This window comes from Allobosea sp. OK403 (assembly GCF_900113835.1).
GTDB lineage: Bacteria > Pseudomonadota > Alphaproteobacteria > Rhizobiales > Beijerinckiaceae > Allobosea.
Genome location: NZ_FOQV01000002.1, coordinates 404,788 through 425,117, shown reverse-complemented (window position 1 = coordinate 425,117; position 20,330 = coordinate 404,788). Strand labels below are relative to the sequence as shown.

The 20,330-nt window shown below is 64.9% G+C and carries 21 protein-coding genes and 1 pseudogene; 12 read left to right on the top strand and 10 right to left on the bottom strand.

Annotated elements, in window-relative coordinates; all coding sequences use genetic code 11:
• Window positions 1–37: 37 nt before the first annotated feature.
• Window positions 38–925 carry an oxygen-dependent coproporphyrinogen oxidase gene (hemF, locus tag BMZ97_RS07955; protein ID WP_244546349.1) on the bottom strand — a complete coding sequence of 296 codons (888 nt, stop codon included), beginning with the start codon at window positions 923–925 and terminating at the stop codon, window positions 38–40.
• 44 nt (window positions 926–969) lie between these two features.
• Window positions 970–1,446 (bottom strand): tRNA (cytidine(34)-2'-O)-methyltransferase, encoded by a 477-nt coding sequence (locus tag BMZ97_RS07950; RefSeq protein ID WP_092167318.1) that lies wholly within the window; start codon window positions 1,444–1,446, stop codon window positions 970–972.
• A gap of 246 nt (window positions 1,447–1,692) precedes the next feature.
• On the opposite strand from BMZ97_RS07950, the pseudogene BMZ97_RS07945 reads away from it, so the two are divergent.
• The 11 genes and pseudogenes from BMZ97_RS07945 to BMZ97_RS07900 form a co-directional block, all read left to right on the top strand.
• A pseudogene (locus BMZ97_RS07945) lies at window positions 1,693–1,878 on the top strand (helix-turn-helix domain-containing protein); the annotation flags it as partial.
• 129 nt (window positions 1,879–2,007) lie between these two features.
• A complete protein-coding gene (locus BMZ97_RS31200; protein WP_175525474.1) occupies window positions 2,008–2,169 on the top strand; it encodes a hypothetical protein in 162 nt (53 codons plus the stop codon).
• A gap of 117 nt (window positions 2,170–2,286) precedes the next feature.
• A complete protein-coding gene (locus tag BMZ97_RS07940; RefSeq protein WP_092167314.1) occupies window positions 2,287–4,152 on the top strand; it encodes an ABC transporter ATP-binding protein in 1,866 nt (621 codons plus the stop codon).
• 222 nt (window positions 4,153–4,374) lie between these two features.
• The gene (gene petA, locus BMZ97_RS07935; protein WP_210188221.1) at window positions 4,375–4,926 is read left to right on the top strand and encodes a ubiquinol-cytochrome c reductase iron-sulfur subunit; all 552 of its coding nucleotides are present in this window, start codon (window positions 4,375–4,377) and stop codon (window positions 4,924–4,926) included.
• A gap of 86 nt (window positions 4,927–5,012) precedes the next feature.
• A complete protein-coding gene (locus tag BMZ97_RS07930; RefSeq protein WP_092167311.1) occupies window positions 5,013–6,296 on the top strand; it encodes a cytochrome b in 1,284 nt (427 codons plus the stop codon).
• Window positions 6,297–6,303: 7 nt separating this feature from the next.
• On the top strand, window positions 6,304–7,185 hold the full coding sequence (locus BMZ97_RS07925) for a cytochrome c1 (protein ID WP_092167310.1): 882 nt from the start codon (window positions 6,304–6,306) through the stop codon (window positions 7,183–7,185).
• A gap of 204 nt (window positions 7,186–7,389) precedes the next feature.
• Window positions 7,390–8,268: an S-methyl-5'-thioadenosine phosphorylase gene (locus BMZ97_RS07920; RefSeq protein WP_092167308.1), complete on the top strand. Its 879-nt coding sequence runs from the start codon at window positions 7,390–7,392 to the stop codon at window positions 8,266–8,268.
• 74 nt (window positions 8,269–8,342) lie between these two features.
• Window positions 8,343–8,870, top strand: a complete 528-nt coding sequence (locus BMZ97_RS07915; RefSeq protein ID WP_092167307.1) for an adenine phosphoribosyltransferase — start codon at window positions 8,343–8,345, stop codon at window positions 8,868–8,870.
• A gap of 4 nt (window positions 8,871–8,874) precedes the next feature.
• A complete protein-coding gene (gene mtnA / locus BMZ97_RS07910; protein WP_092167305.1) occupies window positions 8,875–9,981 on the top strand; it encodes an S-methyl-5-thioribose-1-phosphate isomerase in 1,107 nt (368 codons plus the stop codon).
• Window positions 9,978–10,622, top strand: coding sequence for a class II aldolase/adducin family protein (locus BMZ97_RS07905; RefSeq protein ID WP_092167303.1), 645 nt, complete (start codon window positions 9,978–9,980; stop codon window positions 10,620–10,622). The genes mtnA and BMZ97_RS07905 overlap by 4 nt, the downstream gene beginning before the upstream one ends.
• A 61-nt stretch (window positions 10,623–10,683) precedes the next feature.
• On the top strand, window positions 10,684–11,991 hold the full coding sequence (locus BMZ97_RS07900) for a GGDEF domain-containing protein (RefSeq protein ID WP_092167302.1): 1,308 nt from the start codon (window positions 10,684–10,686) through the stop codon (window positions 11,989–11,991).
• Here BMZ97_RS07900 and BMZ97_RS07895 read toward each other — a convergent pair whose 3' ends face one another.
• The 3 genes from BMZ97_RS07895 to ychF form a co-directional block, all read right to left on the bottom strand.
• A complete protein-coding gene (locus BMZ97_RS07895) occupies window positions 11,992–13,002 on the bottom strand; it encodes a MaoC family dehydratase (RefSeq protein ID WP_092167300.1) in 1,011 nt (336 codons plus the stop codon).
• 134 nt (window positions 13,003–13,136) lie between these two features.
• Window positions 13,137–13,310 (bottom strand): hypothetical protein, encoded by a 174-nt coding sequence (locus BMZ97_RS31195; RefSeq protein ID WP_175525473.1) that lies wholly within the window; start codon window positions 13,308–13,310, stop codon window positions 13,137–13,139.
• 123 nt (window positions 13,311–13,433) lie between these two features.
• Window positions 13,434–14,531, bottom strand: a complete 1,098-nt coding sequence (gene ychF, locus BMZ97_RS07890) for a redox-regulated ATPase YchF (protein ID WP_092167298.1) — start codon at window positions 14,529–14,531, stop codon at window positions 13,434–13,436.
• 222 nt (window positions 14,532–14,753) lie between these two features.
• Between ychF and BMZ97_RS07885 the strand changes: the two genes are divergently transcribed.
• Entirely contained in the window at window positions 14,754–15,359 is a 606-nt protein-coding gene (locus BMZ97_RS07885) for a DUF5666 domain-containing protein (RefSeq protein ID WP_092167297.1), read from the top strand.
• Between the two features lie 25 nt (window positions 15,360–15,384).
• Here the strand turns inward: BMZ97_RS07885 and pth are convergent, their stop codons facing one another.
• The 5 genes from pth to queC all read right to left on the bottom strand — a co-directional run bounded on the left by pth (window position 15,385) and on the right by queC (window position 20,323).
• Window positions 15,385–15,999, bottom strand: a complete 615-nt coding sequence (gene pth / locus BMZ97_RS07880; protein ID WP_092167295.1) for an aminoacyl-tRNA hydrolase — start codon at window positions 15,997–15,999, stop codon at window positions 15,385–15,387.
• A gap of 290 nt (window positions 16,000–16,289) precedes the next feature.
• Window positions 16,290–16,910, bottom strand: a complete 621-nt coding sequence (locus BMZ97_RS07875; RefSeq protein ID WP_092167293.1) for a 50S ribosomal protein L25/general stress protein Ctc — start codon at window positions 16,908–16,910, stop codon at window positions 16,290–16,292.
• Between the two features lie 150 nt (window positions 16,911–17,060).
• Window positions 17,061–18,926, bottom strand: coding sequence for a putative bifunctional diguanylate cyclase/phosphodiesterase (locus BMZ97_RS07870; protein WP_175525472.1), 1,866 nt, complete (start codon window positions 18,924–18,926; stop codon window positions 17,061–17,063).
• Window positions 18,927–19,023: 97 nt separating this feature from the next.
• Window positions 19,024–19,587: a VUT family protein gene (locus BMZ97_RS07865; RefSeq protein WP_092167290.1), complete on the bottom strand. Its 564-nt coding sequence runs from the start codon at window positions 19,585–19,587 to the stop codon at window positions 19,024–19,026.
• Window positions 19,577–20,323, bottom strand: a complete 747-nt coding sequence (queC, locus tag BMZ97_RS07860; RefSeq protein ID WP_092167288.1) for a 7-cyano-7-deazaguanine synthase QueC — start codon at window positions 20,321–20,323, stop codon at window positions 19,577–19,579. The genes BMZ97_RS07865 and queC overlap by 11 nt, the downstream gene beginning before the upstream one ends.
• Window positions 20,324–20,330: the final 7 nt, after the last annotated feature.

Genomic DNA, 20,330 nt, shown 5'->3' with positions numbered 1-20,330 from the left:
TACGCGGCGGGACTGTGGCGCGCAGGCGCCGCTCACCTCACGGCCATCGGACTGTCGGCGGCAGTGATGAGAGGATCGAGTCGACATTGCCGCCGGTCTTCAACCCGAAGATCGTGCCGCGGTCATAGAGCAGGTTGAACTCGACATAGCGGCCGCGCCGGACCTGCTGCTCGTGGCGGTCCTCCTCCGTCCAGGGTGTCGTCATATTGGCGCGCAGGATGGCGGGATAGGCTCCAAGAAAGGCTTCGCCGACCGCTTGCGTGAAGGCGAAATCGCCCTCCGGTTCGCCCGACCAGACATAGTCGTAGAAGATGCCGCCGATGCCACGCGGCTCATTGCGATGCTTCAGGAAGAAATACTCGTCGCACCATTGTTTGAAGCGAGGATAGTCGGCGATGGGCGCGAAGCGCTCGCAAGGGCTGCGCATCGCGGCGTGGAAGGCGATCGCATCCGGGTCTTCCTGCGAGCGGCGCCGGATCAGGACCGGGGTGAGGTCCGCGCCGCCGCCGAACCAGGGTTTCGTCGTCACCACGAAGCGCGTGTTCATGTGCACGGTCGGCGCATGCGGATTCCAGGGATGGGCGATCAGCGAGACACCCGTCGCATGGAACCGCGGATCCTCGGAGGCGCCCGGGATCTGGCCGGCGAATTCAGGCTGGAAGGTGCCATAGACGGTCGAGACATGGACGCCGACCTTCTCGAAGACGCGCCCCTGCATCACCGACATGACGCCGCCGCCGCCCTCGGCGCCGTCATGGTTCTTGCGCTGCCAGGGCGTGCGTACGAAGCGTCCCGGGGTCGAGGTTTCGGGTGGGAAAGGACCAGCCGCCTCGTCCTCTATGGCCTCGAAGGCGGCGCAGATGCGGTCGCGCAGGCTGGCGAACCAGGCGGCGGCGCGCGGCTTCATTGCCTCTGCAAGCGCCATCTGGGTTTGTTTCGCGTGATCTTCCGCCGCCGTAGCCTCAGTCATCATCCGTCCTCGCGGGCGGCTGGATAGCCACCGACCTGCCGCAAGGCTTCGCCCAGAACGATGGCGGCCGCAACCGCGACGTTGAGCGAGCGCAGGCCGGAGCGCATCGGCACATGCACGCTCGCATCGGCCGCCGCGTAGACCTCCGGCAGGACGCCGGCGGATTCCCGCCCGACCATGACGATGTCGCCCGGCTGGAAGGCGAAGGCTGTGTGTGTGATCGCGCCATCGGTCTCGGCCAGGATCAGGCGATGGCTGGCCGCGCGCCGCCAGGCGTCGAAGGCCGTGAAGGAAACATGGCGTGCGATCGCGGCCCGTTCGAGATAATCCATGCCTGAGCGCCGGAAATGCCGATCGGAGACGTCGAAGGCCGCAGGCTCGACGATGTCGACCGTAACGCCGAGACAGGCGCAAAGCCGGATCATCGTACCGGCATTCTGCGGGATGTCGGGCTGATAGAGGGCGAGGCGCAACATGGCTGCCGTCATGGGCTGGCAGCCTGACGAGCGTCAAGGAGGCGCAGGGCGATTCGCCAAGGAGACGGGCTTGACGCGGGAGCCAGGTGCCCGGCGCAAAGCGCCGGCCCAGGGCCGCGCACCCCCGGTTTAACTAAGCATTAACCGTTTTCTCGGCCTCATCCGACTTTCCCGAGTTGGAGCTGGGGGCTCTCGAAGGACAATGCGATGCACGATTTCAACTCCGATCCGCACGCCGCGGACCATCTCGTCGGGCGTCCGGTTGCCGATGTTGAACGTGAGCTGATTCTGGCCACGCTGAGGGAAACCGGCGGCAACCGCACGCATGCAGCCAACATGCTCTGCATATCGATAAGAACCCTGCGCAACAGGCTCAGCGCCTACGCGTCCGAGGGGTATGACGTGCCCGAGCCCGGGCAGGCACCGCAGTAGAGCGGGTTCTTTTATCGCTCCGCCGAAAGCACGCTGCCGTCCCAGGCCTCCCTTCGGGCGCTCGGGATGACGGCGTATTTTCGTCCTGAACCAGCCTGCATTAGCGCGCATTGGCGACGGGCATGGCTGATGGCCGTGCATGTCGAGACGCTCATTCCGTTCAGACCGGGGCGGGCGCTGTCCGTGCCCAGCAACGATCCGGCCGCGCTTGCGGCGCGGCGGGGAGTTGTATTGCCCTTTGCCGAACAACACATTGCGGGCGCGGGTGCCGAGTGGCGGCTCCTGACGTGATTGGCCGTTTGCTTCAGCTCATAATCGACCGTCTCATCCCGGTGTGGCCGGGGCGAGTATTTTCCCAGAACGGTTTATGCCTTAATTTCAAAGATATACGGGATTAATCAGACGATTATGTTTGCCGCTCTGTTCCGCTATCTCGAAACCCGCATCGATGTGTTCGCGCCTTTCGACGAGCGCGAGACGCCGCCGCGTGGCGTGTGGCCCTTCATGTGGCACCACATCAAGGGCGTGAAGGGCTGGATGGCCCTGATCATGCTGACCGGGCTGGCCTTCAGCGGCATCGAGGCGCTGATGTATCTGATGGTCGGCTGGTTCGTCGATCTTCTGGCAACGCAGTCGCCGCAGACGATCTGGAGCGACCATGGCTGGCTTCTGGCCGGCGCGGCCTTCCTGCTCGTCGTCGTCCGGCCAATCGTCTATTTCGCCAACCACGCCATCGTCGACCAGGTCGTGGTACCGCAGATCACCAACCAGATCCGCTGGCGCAACCATGTCTATACGCTTGGCCACGCGCTCTCCTATTTCCAGAATGATTTCGCCGGGCGCCTCTCGGCGCGCGTCATCCAGGCCGGGCAGTCGATCCGCGGCGCGACGATCGAGGTCATCGACGACCTCTGGTACGCGTTGATCTTCGTCACGGTGGCTCTCGGCTTCTTTGGCAAGACCAGCGCCTGGCTCGCCTTGCCGGTGGTCGCCTGGCTCGGGGCCTATGTTGCGTTGCTGATCTATTTCGTGCCGCGCGCGAAGAAGCGTTCGGAGGCCAATTCGCTCGGCCGCTCCTCGACGACGGGGCGCATCGTCGACGCCTACACCAATATCCTCACTGTCAAGCTGTTCGCGCGCGCCGATGCCGAGCGCTCTTCGGTGCGCGATTCGCTGACGCGCTGGAACGCCTCCTTCCTGCATCTCTCGCGCCTGATCACCGGCGTCAGCGTCATCCTGCAGACGATGAACAGCTTGCTCGTCGTGGTGACGGCCGGTCTGAGCCTCTGGCTCTGGAGTCACGGCGAGATGACACCGGGCGCGGTTGCCGCGGCGATCGGCCTCGTGCTGCGGCTGGTGCAGATGTCGGGCTGGCTGATCCATCTCGTGCGCGGCGTCTTCGAGAATATCGGCTCCGTGCAGGAAAGCATGGAAACGATCGCCAAACCCCACGACCTGACCGACGCGCCCGACGCCGTGCCGCTCGTCGTGGACAAAGGCGGTATCCGCTTCGATCATGTACGCTTCAACTATGGCCGTCAGGGCGGGCTCTTCGAAGATCTGACGCTCGACATAAAGCCCGGCGAGCGCATCGGTCTCGTGGGGCCTTCCGGTGCCGGGAAGTCGACGCTGGTGAACCTGCTGCTCAGGCTCTATCCGGTCGCCGGCGGGCGCGTTCTGATCGACGGCCAGGATATCGCGTTGGTGACCCAGGACTCCTTGCGCGCGCAGATCGGCATGGTGACGCAGGACAATTCATTGCTGCACCGCTCGATCGGCGACAACATCGCCTATGGCCGCATCGGCGCGACGGAAGGCGAGATCGCCGCGGCGGCCGAGCGTGCCTCGGCCCATGACTTCGTGCAGGGCCTCAGCGATCAGGATGGTCGCCAGGGCTTTGAATCGCGCGTCGGCGAGCGCGGCGTCAAGCTCTCGGGCGGGCAGCGCCAGCGCATCGCGATCGCCCGCGTGCTGCTCAAGGATGCGCCGATCCTAATCCTGGACGAGGCGACCTCGGCGCTCGATTCGGAGGTCGAGGCGACGATCCAGGAACAATTGACCAGCCTGATGCAGGGCAAGACGGTGATCGCGATCGCGCACCGGCTCTCCACCATCGCCGCACTCGATCGTCTGATCGTGCTCGACCAGGGCCGGATCGTCGATTCCGGCAGCCATGCCGAGCTGGTGGCGCGGGGCGGGCTCTATGCCCGGCTCTGGTCGCGGCAATCGGGTGGATTCCTGGCTGCCGCCGACCCTGAAATGGTTTCGGTTTGAATCTCTGCGGCGTTGCCACAAGCCTCGCGTCGCAAGAGGGTGGGGCGAGCGCACCGCAACAGTAGACTTCGTCCAAACTGCGTGCCAAAGAGCGCGACAGTGACGTGCCGTCGCATTGCGGTGGTAACGACACGCCCGTAAGACCGGATTCAGGCGAAAAATTCGAGTCATTCCAGACTTGGACGAATTGCCGGGCCAGAGCGACTTGCAGAGGATTGGATCGTGGCGCACGCGACCGATACGACATCGACCGAAACCACTCGCCGCGACTTCCTCATTCTAGCGACCGGCGCCGCCGGCGCCGTAGGCCTGGGCGCCGTCGTCGTGCCGCTGGTGAGCCAGCTTGCCCCCGACGCGCAGACGATCGCCGCCGGCGCTCCGATGGATGTCGATCTCGCCCCGATCGCCGAAGGGCAGGCGATCAAGCTGTTCTGGCGCGGCAAGCTGATCTTCGTGCGGCACCGCACCAAGAAGGAAATCGACGAGGCGCTGGCGGTCGATATCTCGATCTTGCGCGACCCGCAGACGGACCAGCAGCGCACCAAGCCGGGCCACGAGCCCTTCCTCATCGTCTATGGCAACTGCACCCATCTCGGCTGCGTGCCGCTGGGCAACTCGCCTGGCGACCCGAAGGGCGATTTCGATGGCTGGTTCTGCCCCTGCCATGGTTCGCATTACGATTCCTCCGGCCGCATCCGCAAAGGCCCCGCGCCGCTCAACCTGCCGGTGCCGCCCTATGCGTTCAGCGCCGACACCAAGATCAGGATCGGCTGAACCATGCCGGCTTCCTCTGGTTTCCTTGCGGGCCTTCCCTGCCCGACGCGCCTTCGCCAAGACGACACAGCCCCGAGGCATTCCTCATGAGTGGTCATAGCTCCTACGTTCCGAAGTCGGGCATCGAACGCTGGCTGGATGCGCGCCTGCCGATCGTGCGGCTGATGCATGATTCGGCCGTGTCTTATCCGACGCCGCGGAACCTGAACTATTTCTGGACCTTCGGTGGCATCCTGACCTTCATGTTGGTGGCGCAGATCGTCACCGGCATCATCCTGGCGATGCACTACACGCCGCAGTCGACGCTGGCTTTCAACTCCGTCGAGCACATCATGCGTGATGTGAACTATGGCTGGCTGATGCGCTATCTGCACGCCAACGGCGCCTCGATGTTCTTCGTCGCGGTCTATGTCCACATCTTCCGCGGGCTCTATTACGGCTCCTACAAGGCGCCCCGCGAGGTGCTCTGGATCCTCGGCGTGGTCATCTTCCTGCTGATGATGGCGACCGCCTTCATGGGTTACGTCCTGCCTTGGGGCCAGATGTCGTTCTGGGGCGCGACCGTCATCACCAACCTGTTCTCGGCGTTGCCGGTCATCGGCGAAACGATCGTGACCTTCCTCTGGGGCGGTTATTCGGTCGACAATCCGACGCTGAACCGCTTCTTCTCGCTGCACTACCTGCTGCCGTTCATGATCTTCGGCGTGGTGATCCTGCACATCTGGGCGCTGCATGTCGTAGGGCAGAACAACCCGACCGGCGTCGAGGTGAAGAACGTCGCCAAGGACACCGTGCCGTTCACGCCCTATGCGACGATCAAGGACGTCTTCGCGATGGTGGTTTTCACCATCGTGTTTTCCTGGTTCGTCTTCTACCAGCCGAACTTCATGGGTCATGCCGATAACTACATTCCGGCCAACCCGGCGGTGACGCCGTCGCATATCGTGCCTGAATGGTACTTCCTGCCGTTCTACGCGATCCTGCGCGCCATCCCCGACAAGCTTGGCGGCGTCGTCGCCATGGGCTCGGCCATCGTAGTGCTCGCCTTCCTGCCCTGGATCGACACCTCCAAGGTTCGCTCGATGTCCTATCGGCCGATCGCGCGCCAGCTCTTCTGGGCCTTCGTGGCTGTCTGCATCGGTCTCGGCTATCTCGGCGCCATGCCGGCCGAGGGCGGCTATGTCACCGCTTCGCAGATCTTCACGGTGCTGTATTTCGGCTTCTTCGTCGCCCTGTTCATCATCGGCTTGTTCGAGCGGCCCCAGGCGCTGCCCAACTCGATCGCCGACTCCGTGCTGGACACGCTGAAGGGTGGCTCGGGAGCGCGCCTGGCCACCGCCACCGCTTCAGAACCGAACGCCAAGGGCTGACGAAACCATGACGACCACTTCGTTTCGCCTGGCTCTCGCCGGCCTCGCTGCAGGCCTCACGCTTTCCCTGACGGTCCCGTCGGCGCTTGCCGCCGAAGGGCGCGTCGAGCCGCCGGCGCAGAGCTGGTCCTTCTACGGGGCCTTCGGCAAGTTCGACCGCGCCCAGCTGCAGCGCGGCTACAAGGTCTATAAGGAAGTCTGCTCCAACTGCCACTCGGCAACGCTGGTCCGCTTCCGCAATCTGGCGCAGCCCGGTGGGCCTGAGTTCTCCCGGAGCCAGGTCACGGCGCTGGCGGCGACCTTCCAGGTCAAGGACGGCCCCAATGAGCAGGGCGAGATGTTCGACCGGCCGGGCCGGGCTGCGGACGCCTTCCCATCGCCGTTTCCGAATGAGCAGGCGGCTCGCGCGGCCAATGGCGGTGCTTATCCGCTGGACTTCTCGGTTCTCGCCAAGGCGCGCACCTATGAGCGTGGCTTCCCGCGTTTCATCTTCGACATCTTCACCCAGTATCAGGAGCAGGGGCCGGACTATATCCACGCGCTCCTGACCGGCTACAAGGATGCGCCGCAGGGCTTTCCGCCGCTCCTGCCTGGCCAGAACTACAACGAGTATATGCCTGGCCATCTGATCGCGATGCCCAAGCCGATCTCTGATGGGCAGGTCGAATATCCCAAGGGGGCCGACGGCAAGTCGCCGGTGCCTGAGACGGTCGATCAGTATGCCAAGGACATTGCGACCTTCATGGTCTGGATGGCCGAGCCTCACCTTGAGGAGCGCAAGCGCATCGGCCTGTTCTGGATCAGTCTCATGGTGATCCTGGCGGGGCTGCTCTACTACACCAAGAAGAAGGTCTGGGCCCGCATGCCCGACGGTTCGCCGCTTCACTGAGCGGTTCGCGACAATCAGGAAGGCCCCGGTAACGGGGCCTTTTTCATTCTGGAGCATCGCCCCGAAAGGCGGGGCCGGGTTTCGGGACAAGCCGATGCGGTTGGGGCTTATCGCGTCAACTGCCCGGTTGTGGTCACAACCGTCATACAAAGCTGATTTGTCCTGCACATTGGGGCCGTCCTGTCTGACATCAAGGAAGCACGCATGAGCGAAGCCGTTCTGGGAATCATCGGCGGATCGGGCATCTACGATCTGCCGGGCCTGACCGATCTGCGCGAGGAGCGCATTGAAAGCCCCTGGGGCGAGCCTTCCGACGCCCTGCGGATCGGCCGCATCGGCAAAACCAAGATCGTCTTCCTGCCGCGCCATGGCCGTGGCCACGCGATCCCGCCCTCGGAGATCAACTACCGCGCCAATATCGACGTGCTGAAGCGCGCCGGCGTCACTGACCTCGTCTCGCTCTCCGCCTGCGGCTCCTACAAGTCGGAGCTTTATCCCGGCTTGTTCGTCCTGGTCGACCAGTTCGTCGACCGCACGTCGCGGCGCGAGAGCTCCTTCTTCGGCACGGGCTGCGTTGCCCATGTCTCCTTCTCGCATCCGGTCGGCCCGGTGCTGCAGGCGCGTATCGCCGAAGCCGCCACAGCCGAGGATCTCGCCTTCGTGCGCGGTGGCACGCTGGTGACGATGGAAGGCCCGCAATTTTCGACCTATGCCGAATCCCTGACCTATAAAGGCCTCGGCTATGATCTGATCGGCATGACCGCGATGCCCGAGGCCAAGCTCGCCCGCGAGGCCGAGATCACCTATGCGACGGTAGCAATGGTGACGGATTTCGACTGCTGGCATCCCGAGCATTCCATCGTCGACGTCGCCTCGGTGGTTGCAGTGCTGCACGGCAACGCCGAGAAGGCGCGCCGGCTGGTGGCGCGCCTGGCGTTGGACTTTCCGGCTGAGCGCGAGCCCTGTCCGGCGGGTTCGCACAATGCCCTCGAACACGCCATCATCACCGCGCCGGACTACCGCGACCCGGCCTTGCTGGCGAGGCTTGATGCGGTTGCCGGGCGGGTGCTCAAGGCCGGCTAAGCGGCGCGCTCTTGACGTCGGGCCTTCAAGGCCCGACCAAGGCGGCGCTGCCATTCCGTTCGAGACGGTCTTTCATGAACCTCGCCGACACGATCCGCGCGATTCCGGACTACCCCAGGCCCGGTATCATCTTCCGCGACATCACCACGCTCCTGGGCGATGCGCGCGCTTTTCGTCGCGCCGTGGACGAGCTGGTCCAGCCTTTCGCCGGGTTGAAGATCGCCAAGATCGCCGGCATCGAGGCGCGCGGCTTCATTCTCGGCGGCGCGGTCGCGCACCAGCTTTCAGCCGGCTTCATCCCCGTGCGCAAGAAGGGCAAGCTGCCGCACGAGACGGTCAGCGTGACCTATCAGCTCGAATACGGCACCGACGAGATCGAAGTGCACAAGGATGCGGTCAAGCGTGGCGAACGCGTACTGCTGGTCGACGATCTGATCGCGACCGGGGGCACGGCGGAGGGCGCAGTCAGCCTGCTCTCCAGCCTGGGTGCCGAGGTCGTGGCCGCCTGCTTCATCGTCGATCTTCCGGATCTGGGCGGCGCCGACAAGGTCAGGCGGCTCGGCGTGCCGGTGCGCACGCTGGTCTCCTTCTCCGGACATTGAGCCCATGAAGATCCACGGCCAGCCCTACCGCACGATCTGGCTCGCACAGGATGGCTGGCGTGTCTGTGTCATCGACCAGACCAGGCTGCCGTTCCGCTTCGAGACCGTGACGCTGGGCTCCGTCGAGCAGGCGGCCGACGCGATCCGCACGATGATCGTGCGCGGTGCGCCACTGATCGGCGCGACGGCAGCCTATGGCGTGGCGCTGGCGATGCGGAGCGATCCGTCCGATGCCGCATTGGACGCTGCGCTGGCGCTGCTGGGTGCAACGCGACCAACCGCCGTCAATCTGCACTGGGCCTTGAACCGCATGCGCGTTCGGCTCGTGGGCCTGAAGCCCAGAGTGCGTGCCCAGGCTGCGTACACCGAGGCCGCGCTGCTCTGCGACGAGGACGTCGCGCTCTGCCGGTCGATCGGCGACCATGGTTTGCCGCTGATCCGCGAGATCGCGTCGCGCAAGCCTGTCGGTGAGCCGATCAACATCCTGACCCATTGCAATGCCGGCTGGCTCGCCACCGTCGATTGGGGCACGGCGCTCGCGCCGATCTACCGCGCTCATGATGCCGGCCTGCCCGTCCATGTCTGGGTCGATGAGACGCGCCCGCGCAACCAGGGCGCGGCGCTGACGGCCTATGAACTCGGCGCCCATGGCGTGCCCCACAGCGTGATCGTCGACAATGCCGGCGGCCATCTGATGCAGCGCGGACAGGTCGACATGGTCATTGTCGGCACCGACCGCACGACTGCGACCGGCGACGTCGCCAACAAGATCGGCACCTATCTCAAGGCGCTCGCCGCGCATGACAATGGCGTGCCCTTCTATGTGGCGCTGCCCTCGCCGACGATCGACTGGAGCCTGCGCGATGGTTTCAGCATTCCGATCGAGGAACGCGCGGCGCGCGAGGTCACGCATCTTTCGGGGTTGAACGAGGATGGCGAAATCGCTTCGTTCCGCGTCGTTGCACCCGGCAGTCCAGCGGTGAATCCCGCCTTCGACGTCACGCCGGCCCGGCTCGTGACCGCGCTGATCACCGAGCGCGGTGTCGCCCCGGCCACAGTCGAGGGGTTGGCCGCTCTCTTCCCCGATCTCGCGCGCGGAGCCGCAGCATGAATGAGGCAGCCCTGCGCTCGCAGGTCGTCGCGGTCGCCCAGGCGATCGACAAGGCCGGTTTCTGCCCGTCGAAATCCGGCAATGTCTCGGCGCGCTTCGGGGAGGGCCTGCTGATCACGCCGTCCGGTCTGCCCTATGCGCAGACGACGCCTGACGACCTGATCCATCTCTCGCTCGAGGGAGCCGTTCTCGGCGGGGCGCGCAAGCCCTCTTCGGAATGGCCGTTCCATGTCGAGATCTACAAGGCGCGGCCCGATGCGCAGGCGATCGTGCACACACATTCGCCGCGCGCGACCGCACTCTCCTGCACGCGGCGCGGCATCCCGGCATTCCACTACATGATCGCGCTTTGCGGTGGGGCGGATGTCCGCTGCGCGCCTTACGCCACCTTCGGCACGCCGGAGCTGGCGGAGAACGCGGTCAGGGCTCTGGAGGGTCGCAAGGCGGTCCTGCTCGCCAATCATGGCGTCATCGCGCTGGGCGGGTCGCTTGCGGGCGCGCATCAGATCGTGGCGGAGGTCGAGAACCTCGCCGGGCAATATCTCGACATTCTGGCGGCGGGGCTGGAGCCGGTGATTCTCGACGAGGCGGAGATGGCGCGAGTAAGCGCGAAGTTCGCGGGTTATGGCAAGGTTGGCTGACCTTAGAGGCTGTTAGGGAGCCCCATACCGCTTGTTAAGGCCTTTCGCCGAATGTTGAGGCATGAAGCTCTCGCCTTATCTGCTCGACTCGCTCGACATGCTTGGCACCGGTGCATGCGAATACGATGCGGGCATGAAGGCCTTGGGCTGGAACAAGACCTTCCTACAATTCTTCCCCGAGGACGATGGCGAGATTTTCGTCGGGGAGTCCTATCGCGACAATCTCCGGCGGTTTTATAGCGGCCGCCTGTCGCCCGAAGAGATGCCGGAGATCGAGCGCTACATCGCGGAGGGCGTCGCTCGTCACGAGAACCAGACGCAGCCGTTCGAGTTCAAGCATCATGGCCGTCGCCTGCGCGCCTCTTCGCTGCGCGCGCCCGATGGCGGCCGCGTGCGCTTGTGGCAGTGGCTGGACAGTGAGCGCCATGCCGGCAGCTCGCCGGCATTCGCGCTGCCTATCATCGACGCACTGCCCTTCATTCCCGACGGCGCCACGATTCTGGACGCGTCGGATCGCATCATCGCGGCGAACGATGCCTTCGCCCGGCTCTACGATCTGCCGCGCGGCCACGTTGTCGTCGGCCGTACGCTGGACGAGATCATCGCCTGGTGCTGGCGCGATGCCTCGCCGGCCGGCGCTTGGCGCGCCGCCATCCACAACGGCCTGCGTTACGATGGCGCGCCTTTCGAGATCGAATTGCCGGGGCAGCGTTGGCTCAGGGTGATCGCGCGGCACAGCGCCGACGGCGTCGGCTTCTTCACCCATGCCGACATTACCTCTGCAAAACGCCAGCAGATGGAGCTGCTGGAGGCGCAGGAGGCCCTGCGCCAGGCCAATGCGGCGCTGGCGGAGCTTGCCGAGACTGATGTGCTGACTGGTCTCGCCAACCGCCGCCGCTTCGTGACCGGCCTTGCAGAGGCCGTTGCGCTGGCGCAGCCGCTTGCGCTGATGATGATCGATGTGGATCATTTCAAGACGATCAACGACCGCTTCGGCCATCTGGTGGGCGATGCCTGCCTCAAGGCGATCGCCGACGCCGTGGCCAGGCAGGTCTCGTCGGCCTCGGCGCTCGTCGCGCGGATCGGGGGCGAGGAGTTCGGCGTCCTGCTCGCTGGCATGCGGATCGAGCCCGCTCGCGAGATGGCGAGCGCCATCCGCCGCTCGCTGGTGCAGGTGCCCTGGCGCACGCTCCACGCGGATCTGGCTGACGTAACCGTCTCGATCGGGCTCTGCGCGGGCGAGGCTCCGCTGGACGGCACCAGCCTTCATGCCCAGGCCGATGATGCGCTCTATGCCGCCAAGCGCAACGGCCGCGACCGCATAGAAACCGCGACCTTGCTGGCGATGCCGCTGCGCATCGTGGGCTGATCAGGCCTGGCGCTCCACGAAAGCGCAGCCGTCGAAGCTGAAGACCTCTTCGCCATGCTGGTTCACACCGGTATTGTGATGGAAGAACAGACCCCATTGCGGGCGCGAGGCGCTGGCGCGCTTGTCGGTGATCGTCGAGTGATAGGTGATGCGGTCGTCGACGAAGACTGGCTTCGACCAGCGCAGATTGCTGAAGCCGGGCGAGGGACCCAGGCGCGGTGTTGTCTCGGGTAGGCTGGCCGCGACCTGGCGCTTGCGATGGGCGACCATCGCCGCCATCCAGACCGAGCCGGTATGCCAGCCTGACGCGGCAAGGCGCCCGAAGGAGCTCTTGGCCGCCGCCTCCGCATCCATGTGGAAGGGCTGCGGATCGAAGGAGCGGGCGAAGCCGACGATCTCCTCAGCCGTGAACAGGAAGCTGCCGAGCTCATGGCTGCTGCCGATCTCCAACTCCTCGAAGAAACGCGCCGGCTCGATCTCCCCGCGAGGCTCTTCGAGCGGGCCCTCGACGGCCGGGCGGATATAATGCGGCGGATGCGCCAGCCAGTTGCCGGGATATGGGGTGACGGAGGAGCCGCGACGACCGAACATGATCCAGTTGGTCTGTTCGAGCACGGCTTCGTCGCGCTGGTTCAAGAGCTCGAAGCGGAAGCGCACCAGCCCCATCTCCGGCCGGGAGCGAGAAGCCTTGCTTTCGAGCACGGTGCGGCGCGCGCTCAATGTGTCGCCCGGCTTGACCGGCCGCAGCCATTTGACCTCTTCGATGCCGGGAGCGCCCATCGCGGTCGAGTCGAGCAGGACATTTTCCGCGATCAGCCGCATCAAGAGCGAGCAGCTGTGCCAGCCCGAGGCGATCAGGGTCCCGACGAAGCTCTGCTTGGCGGCGATCGGGTCGGTGTGGAAGTCCTGCGCGTCATAGCGTGAGGCATAGGCGATGATGTCGGATTGCGAGATACTGATACTGCCGGCCTGCGCCGTCTCGCCCGCAATGAAATCCTCGAAGCAGATCATGAAGCGCGCCCCTCGGCTTGCAATGCGCCGAGGGTGTATCACGCCGAAACGGGGGTGGAAGGCCCGTCCTTGCAAAAGCCGCGTGCAGGCTGCGCTTGTCCGTCACAGATCCTGCCCGTCACAGATCCTGCCGGTCACAGATGCCGAGGCTGATGCTTCGTATCGGTTTTGTCGTCCCTGCGCCCGGTGACAAGCCAGATGATCAGGCCGAATGCCACGCCCAGGCCAAGAACCAGCTCGTTGGAGGCCATTGCCAGGATACCGGCAAAGCCGCTTGCAGTCTCGAACACGGTCTCGAGAGTGTCCATCGGAACCTCCCTTGCTGCGTTCATGAGATATCTGCCTGACGAAGAGGCAATTCAACTTACAGTTTCGTCATCTTTCATGAGCGAGGCGCATAGCTGCCCCGCCCAGCGGTCCGGAAAGCCGGCTCAGTTGGCGAAGCGGAAATGCAGCACGTCGCCGTCAGCGACGACATATTCCTTGCCTTCGAGCCGGAACTTGCCGGCCTCGCGCGCCCCGGCCTCGCCCTTGTTGGCGATGTAGTCGGGATAGGCGATCGTCTCGGCGCGGATATAGCCCTTCTCGAAATCGCTATGGATCACGCCGGCGGCGGCTGGCCCCTTGGTGCCCTTTTCGATCGTCCAGGCGCGGGCTTCCTTCGGACCGACGGTGAAATAGGTCACGAGGTCGAGCAGGGTGTAGCCGGCGCGGATGACACGGTTGAGGCCAGGTTCCTCCAGGCCCACGGCCTCCAGATAGTCCTTCTGGTCGGCTGCCGGCAGAACGGCGATCTCACTCTCGATCTTGGCGGAGACGACGACGGCGACCGCGCCTTCCTCGGCCGCGCGCAGCTTCACAGCTTCCGAGAAGGCGTTGCCCTTGTCGGCGCTGGCTTCCTCGACATTGCAGACATAGAGCACGGGCTTCGACGACAGCAGGCCGAGCGTCTCGAACGTCTTGCGCTCGTCGGCGGCGACCTGCACCAGTCGTGCGGGCTTGCCCTCGCGCAGCAGCACGAGGCAGCGATTCATCAGATCGGCCAGCTCCTTGGCCTCCTTGTCGCCGGCCTTGGCCTTCTTTTCCAGCGGCAGCACGCGCTTCTCGAGGCTTTCGAGATCGGCGAGCATCAATTCGGTCTCGATGATCTCGATGTCGTTGATCGGTGCGACCTTGCCCTCGACATGGGTGATGTCGCCATCCTCGAAGCAGCGCACGACATGGGCGACGGCGTCGCATTCGCGGATATTGGCGAGGAACTGGTTGCCGAGCCCTTCGCCCTTCGAGGCGCCGCGCACCAAGCCGGCGATGTCGACGAAGGTCAGCCGGGTCGGGATGATCTCCTTCGAGCCCGCGATGGCGGCGAGCTGCTCAAGCCGATCGTCAGGCACAGCGACGTCGCCGACATTGGGCTCGATCGTGCAGAAGGGATAGTTCGCGGCTTGTGCCGCCGCCGTCTGCGTCAGCGCGTTGAACAGGGTCGACTTGCCGACATTCGGCAGGCCGACGATACCGCATTTGAAACCCATGATGGCTGGTCCGTTGCGTCGCCGCCTAAAATTGCGGTCGCGCTGATGTTCTCGTGAATGGTTCGCGTCTTATTGCGGGCGAGGCGCGATAAACACAAGATGCCGCGCTGCGATAGGCTGCATGGAAAAGCTCACGCGAACGTGCATGGCGACGATGGCGGGGGCATGCACGACATAGGGCAGGGCGCGGCAGCATGCCGGGCCGCATTCGGAGACCCTGTCATGCGCCTTGTTCCCGTCAGCCTGCTTGCCGCCGGCATCGTCCTTGCCTCCAGCCTGGTGCAGGCCCAGGCCCCGACCACGCGCGTCCGGGGCACGGTCGAACGGGTCGAGGCTTCAGCCTTGAGCCTCAAGACCCAGGCTGGGGATGCCGTCACGGTTGCTCTGGCCCCGGGCTATGCGGTCGGCGGCGTGGTCAAGGCCTCCGTCGCCGACATCAAGAAGGGCGGCTTCATCGGCGTCGGCGCGCGGCCGCAGGCGGACGGGTCGCTGCTCGCCGTGCAGATCTTCATCTTTCCCGAGGCGATGCGCGGCACCGGCGAGGGCCACAGGCCCTGGAGCGTCCTGCCCGAATCGACCATGACCAATGCGACGGTGGCGGAGACGGTTACCCGCGTCGACGGCGCCAACATCGTGCTGAGCTATCCCGGCGGCGAGCAGAAGGTGACGATTACCGCCGACGCCAACATCATCATGGCGGCGCCGGCGCAGGCCTCGGATCTGGCGGCAGGGGCTCAGGTGGCGCTGACGGCGAACCGGCAGCCGGATGGGAGCCTCGTCACCAACCGCATCACGATCGCCAAGGCAGGTGCGCAATTGCCGCTGTGACGGGCTGAGGCCGAGACCCCGCGATCTATTCGGGGGTCTTCTCGCCGAGCCGCTTCACGGCGGCGTGGCCGCGCGCATCCATGAAGAGATGCACCTTGTTCTGGAAGCCGGCATCGTCATGGGCGGCGAGCAAGGTCGCGTTGTCGGCGCAGGCGATGCAGAGATCCTCGACCCAGGGCTGCTCGGCCTTGCCGAAATCGTTTAGCACATAGGCGTGGACGAGCTCCTTGAGGCCGGGATGGCCAATGCCCATCCGGACGCGGCGATACTCGTTGCCGATCGCGGCCGTGGTCGAGCGCAGACCGTTATGGCCGGCATTGCCGCCGCCGAGCTTTATGCGCAGCTTGGCGGGAGCGAGGTCGAGCTCGTCATGGAAGACGATGACGTCCTCAGGCGCGACCTTGAAAAAGCGCGCCGCTTCGCCGATCGCGCGGCCGGATTCGTTCATATAGGTCTGTGGCTTGAGCAGGATGACCTTTTCAGAGCCGATCGTCGCCTCGCAGACTTCGGCCTGAAAACGTGCCCGCCAGGGCGATGCGCGATGCGCGCGCGCGATCGTCTCGACTGCCATGAAGCCGATATTGTGGCGGTTGCGGGCATAGCGGGTGCCTGGATTGCCGAGACCGGCGAAGATCAGCATGGGGCATTTCCAGCGTCAGAGCGTGATGCCAAGCCGAAGGCCCGCGTCAGCAAACAGCCTCTAGTGCAGTTCCGATCCAAATGGATCGTCCAACCGCTCTCGTTTTTTTGTTTTAAGGCGTTTTCTTCTGGCGAACCGGTGCCCACTTCGCTCGAAAACGCTCTTAACTTTTAGAATCGATCACATCGCATTCGGACGATTCCGTCCGAATGCGATGTGATCGAGGGCGTCAAACGCAAAACGGCCGGGCAAGCCCGGCCGCCATGCATGCCTCACGGCAAGAGATGGACTCAGGCCGTCGGCTTGGCGGCGGCTTCCGCCGGCTCGGCCGCAACGACTTCGCTATCGACCGACGGCGGCACGATCGAGACCAGCGTCAGGTTCTCGCGCGAGGTCAGTGAAACGCCGGCCGGCAGCTTGAGGGCGTCGACATGGATCGAATCGCCGATATTGAGGCCGGCCACCGAGATCTCGAGGAATTCGGGGATGCTCTCGGGAGAGACGTCGATCTCGACGGCGTGCTCGACGATCTGCATCGCGCCACCAGCCTTGAGGCCGGGGCAGGCGTCCTGGCCGACGACGTGGACCGGCACTTCGACCTTGATGGTCTGGCCCGCCGCGACGCGGAGGAAATCGACATGGATCGGGAAATCCTTGACCGGGTCGAGCTGATAGTCGCGCGGGATGACGCGCGTCTTCTTGCCGTCGACGCTGACTTCGAACAGCGTGGTCAGGAAATGTCCGGCATAGATCAGGAGGCGGGTCTTGTTGGCGTCGAGAGCGATGGCTTCGGGAGCAGCGCCCCCGCCATAGATCACGGCAGGTGTAAGGCCTTGACGACGAACTGCACGGGCGGCCCCCTTGCCGACCTGTGCGCGCGCCGAAGCCTCGATTTGCTTCACGGCGGTCATGATTTTAGTCCTTGCTTCAAATGACAAGGCCGCCAGTTGGCGGCCTCTTTCGGTTCGCGCCCGTGCCTCCAAGGGTGTCAGTCGGGCGCTGGCAGGCTCATAAGCGAATTGGCCGGCAATCTCAAGTCCGTTGACGGGAGATCCGCGTGCTCAGGCGGCGGAGGCCGTGATGGCGACGGGCTGCTGTGTCTGCGCCCGGCGTTTCTCGCCGAGATGCTGCAGCAATTCGGTGACGATGTCAGCGGGAACCGCGCGCGAGTAGAGATAGCCTTGGCCAAGGCGGCAGCCGATCACCTGCAATCGCTCGGACTGCCCTTGCGTTTCGATCCCCTCGGCGATGACCTTCATGCCGAGGCGGTTGGCGATCCCGACCAGCGCCTCGACGATTACGCTGCTCCTGGAGCCGCTTTCGATGCCGCCGACGAAGGAGCGGTCGATCTTGATGATGTCGACCGGGAAATCCAGCAGATGCGTCAGCGACGCGAAGCCGGTGCCGAAATCGTCCAGCGCCACGAGAATGCCCCGTTCGCGCAGCGCTGCCATGGTGCGGGCGACGCTGTCCTTGCGGTCTCCCATGAACACCTGCTCCGTGATTTCGACGACGAGATGTTCCAGCGGGAGATGGAAGCGCTCGAAGGTCTTGCTGATGCGCTGGACGAGATCACCCTTCTGGAAGTCTGCGGAGGTGACGTTCAGGCCGACATGCTGGACGTGGATGCCGGCCCGCTTCCAGGCGGCCATGTCGGCCGCGACGGCGGCCAGCATCTGCCCGGAGATCCGGTAGGCGATCTTAGGATCGAGCATGGCCTCGTGGAATTCGCCGGCCGCGACGGTCCTGCCATCGTCGAGGCGCATTCGGGCCAGCGCCTCGACGCCGACGATCTCGCTGGTGTCGAGACGGATGATCGGCTGATAGTAGGGGACGATGCGTCCTTCGGTCAGGGCGTCCGCAACGCTGCGGATCGTCTGGATGCGCCGCGTCATCGAGGTACGCAGGCCGTCCCTGAAGTGGACATAACCGCCGCGGCGCGTCTCCTTGGCATGGTAGAGCGCGAAATCTGCATTTTGCCGAAGGGTCGTGCTGTCCGTGCCGTCCTCGCCGGCGAGGACTCCACCGATGGTGACGCTCGGGATGATGCTGTGCCCGTCATGCTCGAATGGTGTGAGCATGGCGGCGAGAATGCCACAGGCCACCGAGCGAAGCTGAGTCGTCTGGGAGCAACCGGGCAGCAGCACGGCGAACTCGTCGCCTCCGATCCGGCAGGCCATGCCGTTGACGGCGACCCGCGCGAGTCGCGCGCCCACCGTCTCGATCAGCGCGTCGCCGACGACATGGCCCATTGTGTCGTTGATCGTCTTGAGGTGATCGATGTCGATCAGCATCAGGCCGAAAGCCATGGGCGACACGGCGGTCATGCGGGCGATGGCGTCATTGAAATGGACGCGGTTCGGCAGGCCGGTCAGCGTATCGTAATAAGCGAGCCGGTGATTGCGGGAGCTGACCTCCTCATGCTCGATCGCGATCGCGCAGAGATGAAGGCAGGTCGTTACGATCTGGCGCTCAAGATCGTCAGGGCCGCGTCGCTGCATGTAATAGAAGGCGAAGCTGCCGATCACGCGGCCGTCCCGCGCCGTGATCGGGCTCGACCAGCAGGCGCGCAACCCGAGCGGCAAGGCCAGTGTCTTGTAGTCGGCCCAGAGCGGGTCGTTCTCGATGTCCGTGACTTCGACCGCTTCACCGCGATGGATCGCAGTGCCACACGAGCCGACCGTCGGACCGATCGGTGTTCCGGTGATCGCGGTCGAGTAGTCTTGCGGCAGGCTCGGGGCGGCCAGTGTTTTGAGCCGATATTCGGCGTCCGCCGCGATCACGGTGCAGATCACGCCGGGTGCGATCACTTCGACCTGCCGGCAGAGGCTGTCCATAATCGCGGCGAGCGGTTCGCCGCGAGCAATCGCCTCAAGGGTCTCGTTCTGCAAGGACTGAAGGCGTTCGACCGAATCCATCACCCGCATCGCGGTACTCATTTCCTATGAGCAAACGACTATGAGGCCGGGGCGTGAAACCCGAGTTGCGGCGTTGTGTCGAATTGTCTGCTTCGAGCGAACGGCTTCAGGCCGGCATCAGCCCCAGCCGCTCATCGCGGCGGCGCAGCAGATGCATCAATGGCAGTGCGAACAGCACCATCCAGGCTTTGCCGACGATCTGGCCGGCGACGAAATCCAGGCTGCCGAAGGCGAGCCAGAGGAAGACGATGCTGTCGACGATGAGGCCGACAACACTCGAGGCGACGACAGCGGTGACGAAGCGGCGGCGCTGAAGCGGCGTGTAGACCGCAAAATCCGCCAGCTCGGAGATGAGGAAGGCGGCGACCGAGGCAACGACGATGGCGGACGGGGCGAGGAAGGCGGAGATCGCGGCGCCGACGGCGATCGCACCAAGGCCGGCAACGGGGCCAAGCCGGCGCTGGACGATGTCGCGCAGCACGAGCGCGAGGCCGATCATCAGCACGCCGCTCGGCGCGGCGATGCCGGGCGCGACCGGCACAAGGCAGGGGCCATTGGGCACGCAGACGGTGCCGACATTGCCGATCAGCCAATTCGCAGCGGGGATGGTAAGGGCGAAGAGGGCGAGGGCTACGAGACCCTCGGTGCGGCGCTGCTGGTCAAGTGTCATGGCTTGGTCCGGTGTCGTCTGGAGAAATCAGATAGGCAGAGTAGCCGTTGGCGCGCAATTCGCAGGCCGGGCAATGGCCGCAGCCATGGCCCCAGGCATGGCGCGTCGCCCGGTCGCCGAGATAGCAGCTATGACTGTCCTCTACCACCAGATCGAGCAAGGGCTGTCCGCCGAGCGCCTGGGCCAGAGCAAAAGTCTGCGCCTTGTCGCGCCACATCAGCGGCGTGTGCAGCACGAGCCTGCGGTCGAGCCCGAGGCCGAGCGCGACCTGCATCGCCTTGATCGTGTCGTCGCGGCAGTCGGGATAGCCGGAATAGTCGGTCTCGCAGACGCCGAGCACGATGTGCCGGCAATCGCGGCGATAGGCCAGCGCGGCGGCGAAGGAGAGGAAGATCAGGTTGCGGCCCGGCACGAAGGTCGTGGGAAGCCCGGTCTGCGCGAAGGCGATCTCGGTCTCGCGTGTCAGCGCGGTGTCGGAGATCGCGCCCAGGGCCTTGAGGTCGATGAGGTGATCGGGGCCGAGCCGTTCCGAATGGAGCGTGGACAGGAAGGGCAGCTGGTCGCGAATGACCTGCCGGCATTCCAGCTCGATGCGATGGCGCTGGCCATAGTCGAAGCCGACGGTCTCGACGCTGGCGAAGCGCTCCAGCGCCCAGGCGAGAGCGACGGTCGAATCCTGGCCGCCGGAGAACAGCACGAGCGCCCGGCTTTCACTGGCTGAGGCCGCTATCGCCATCAGACGC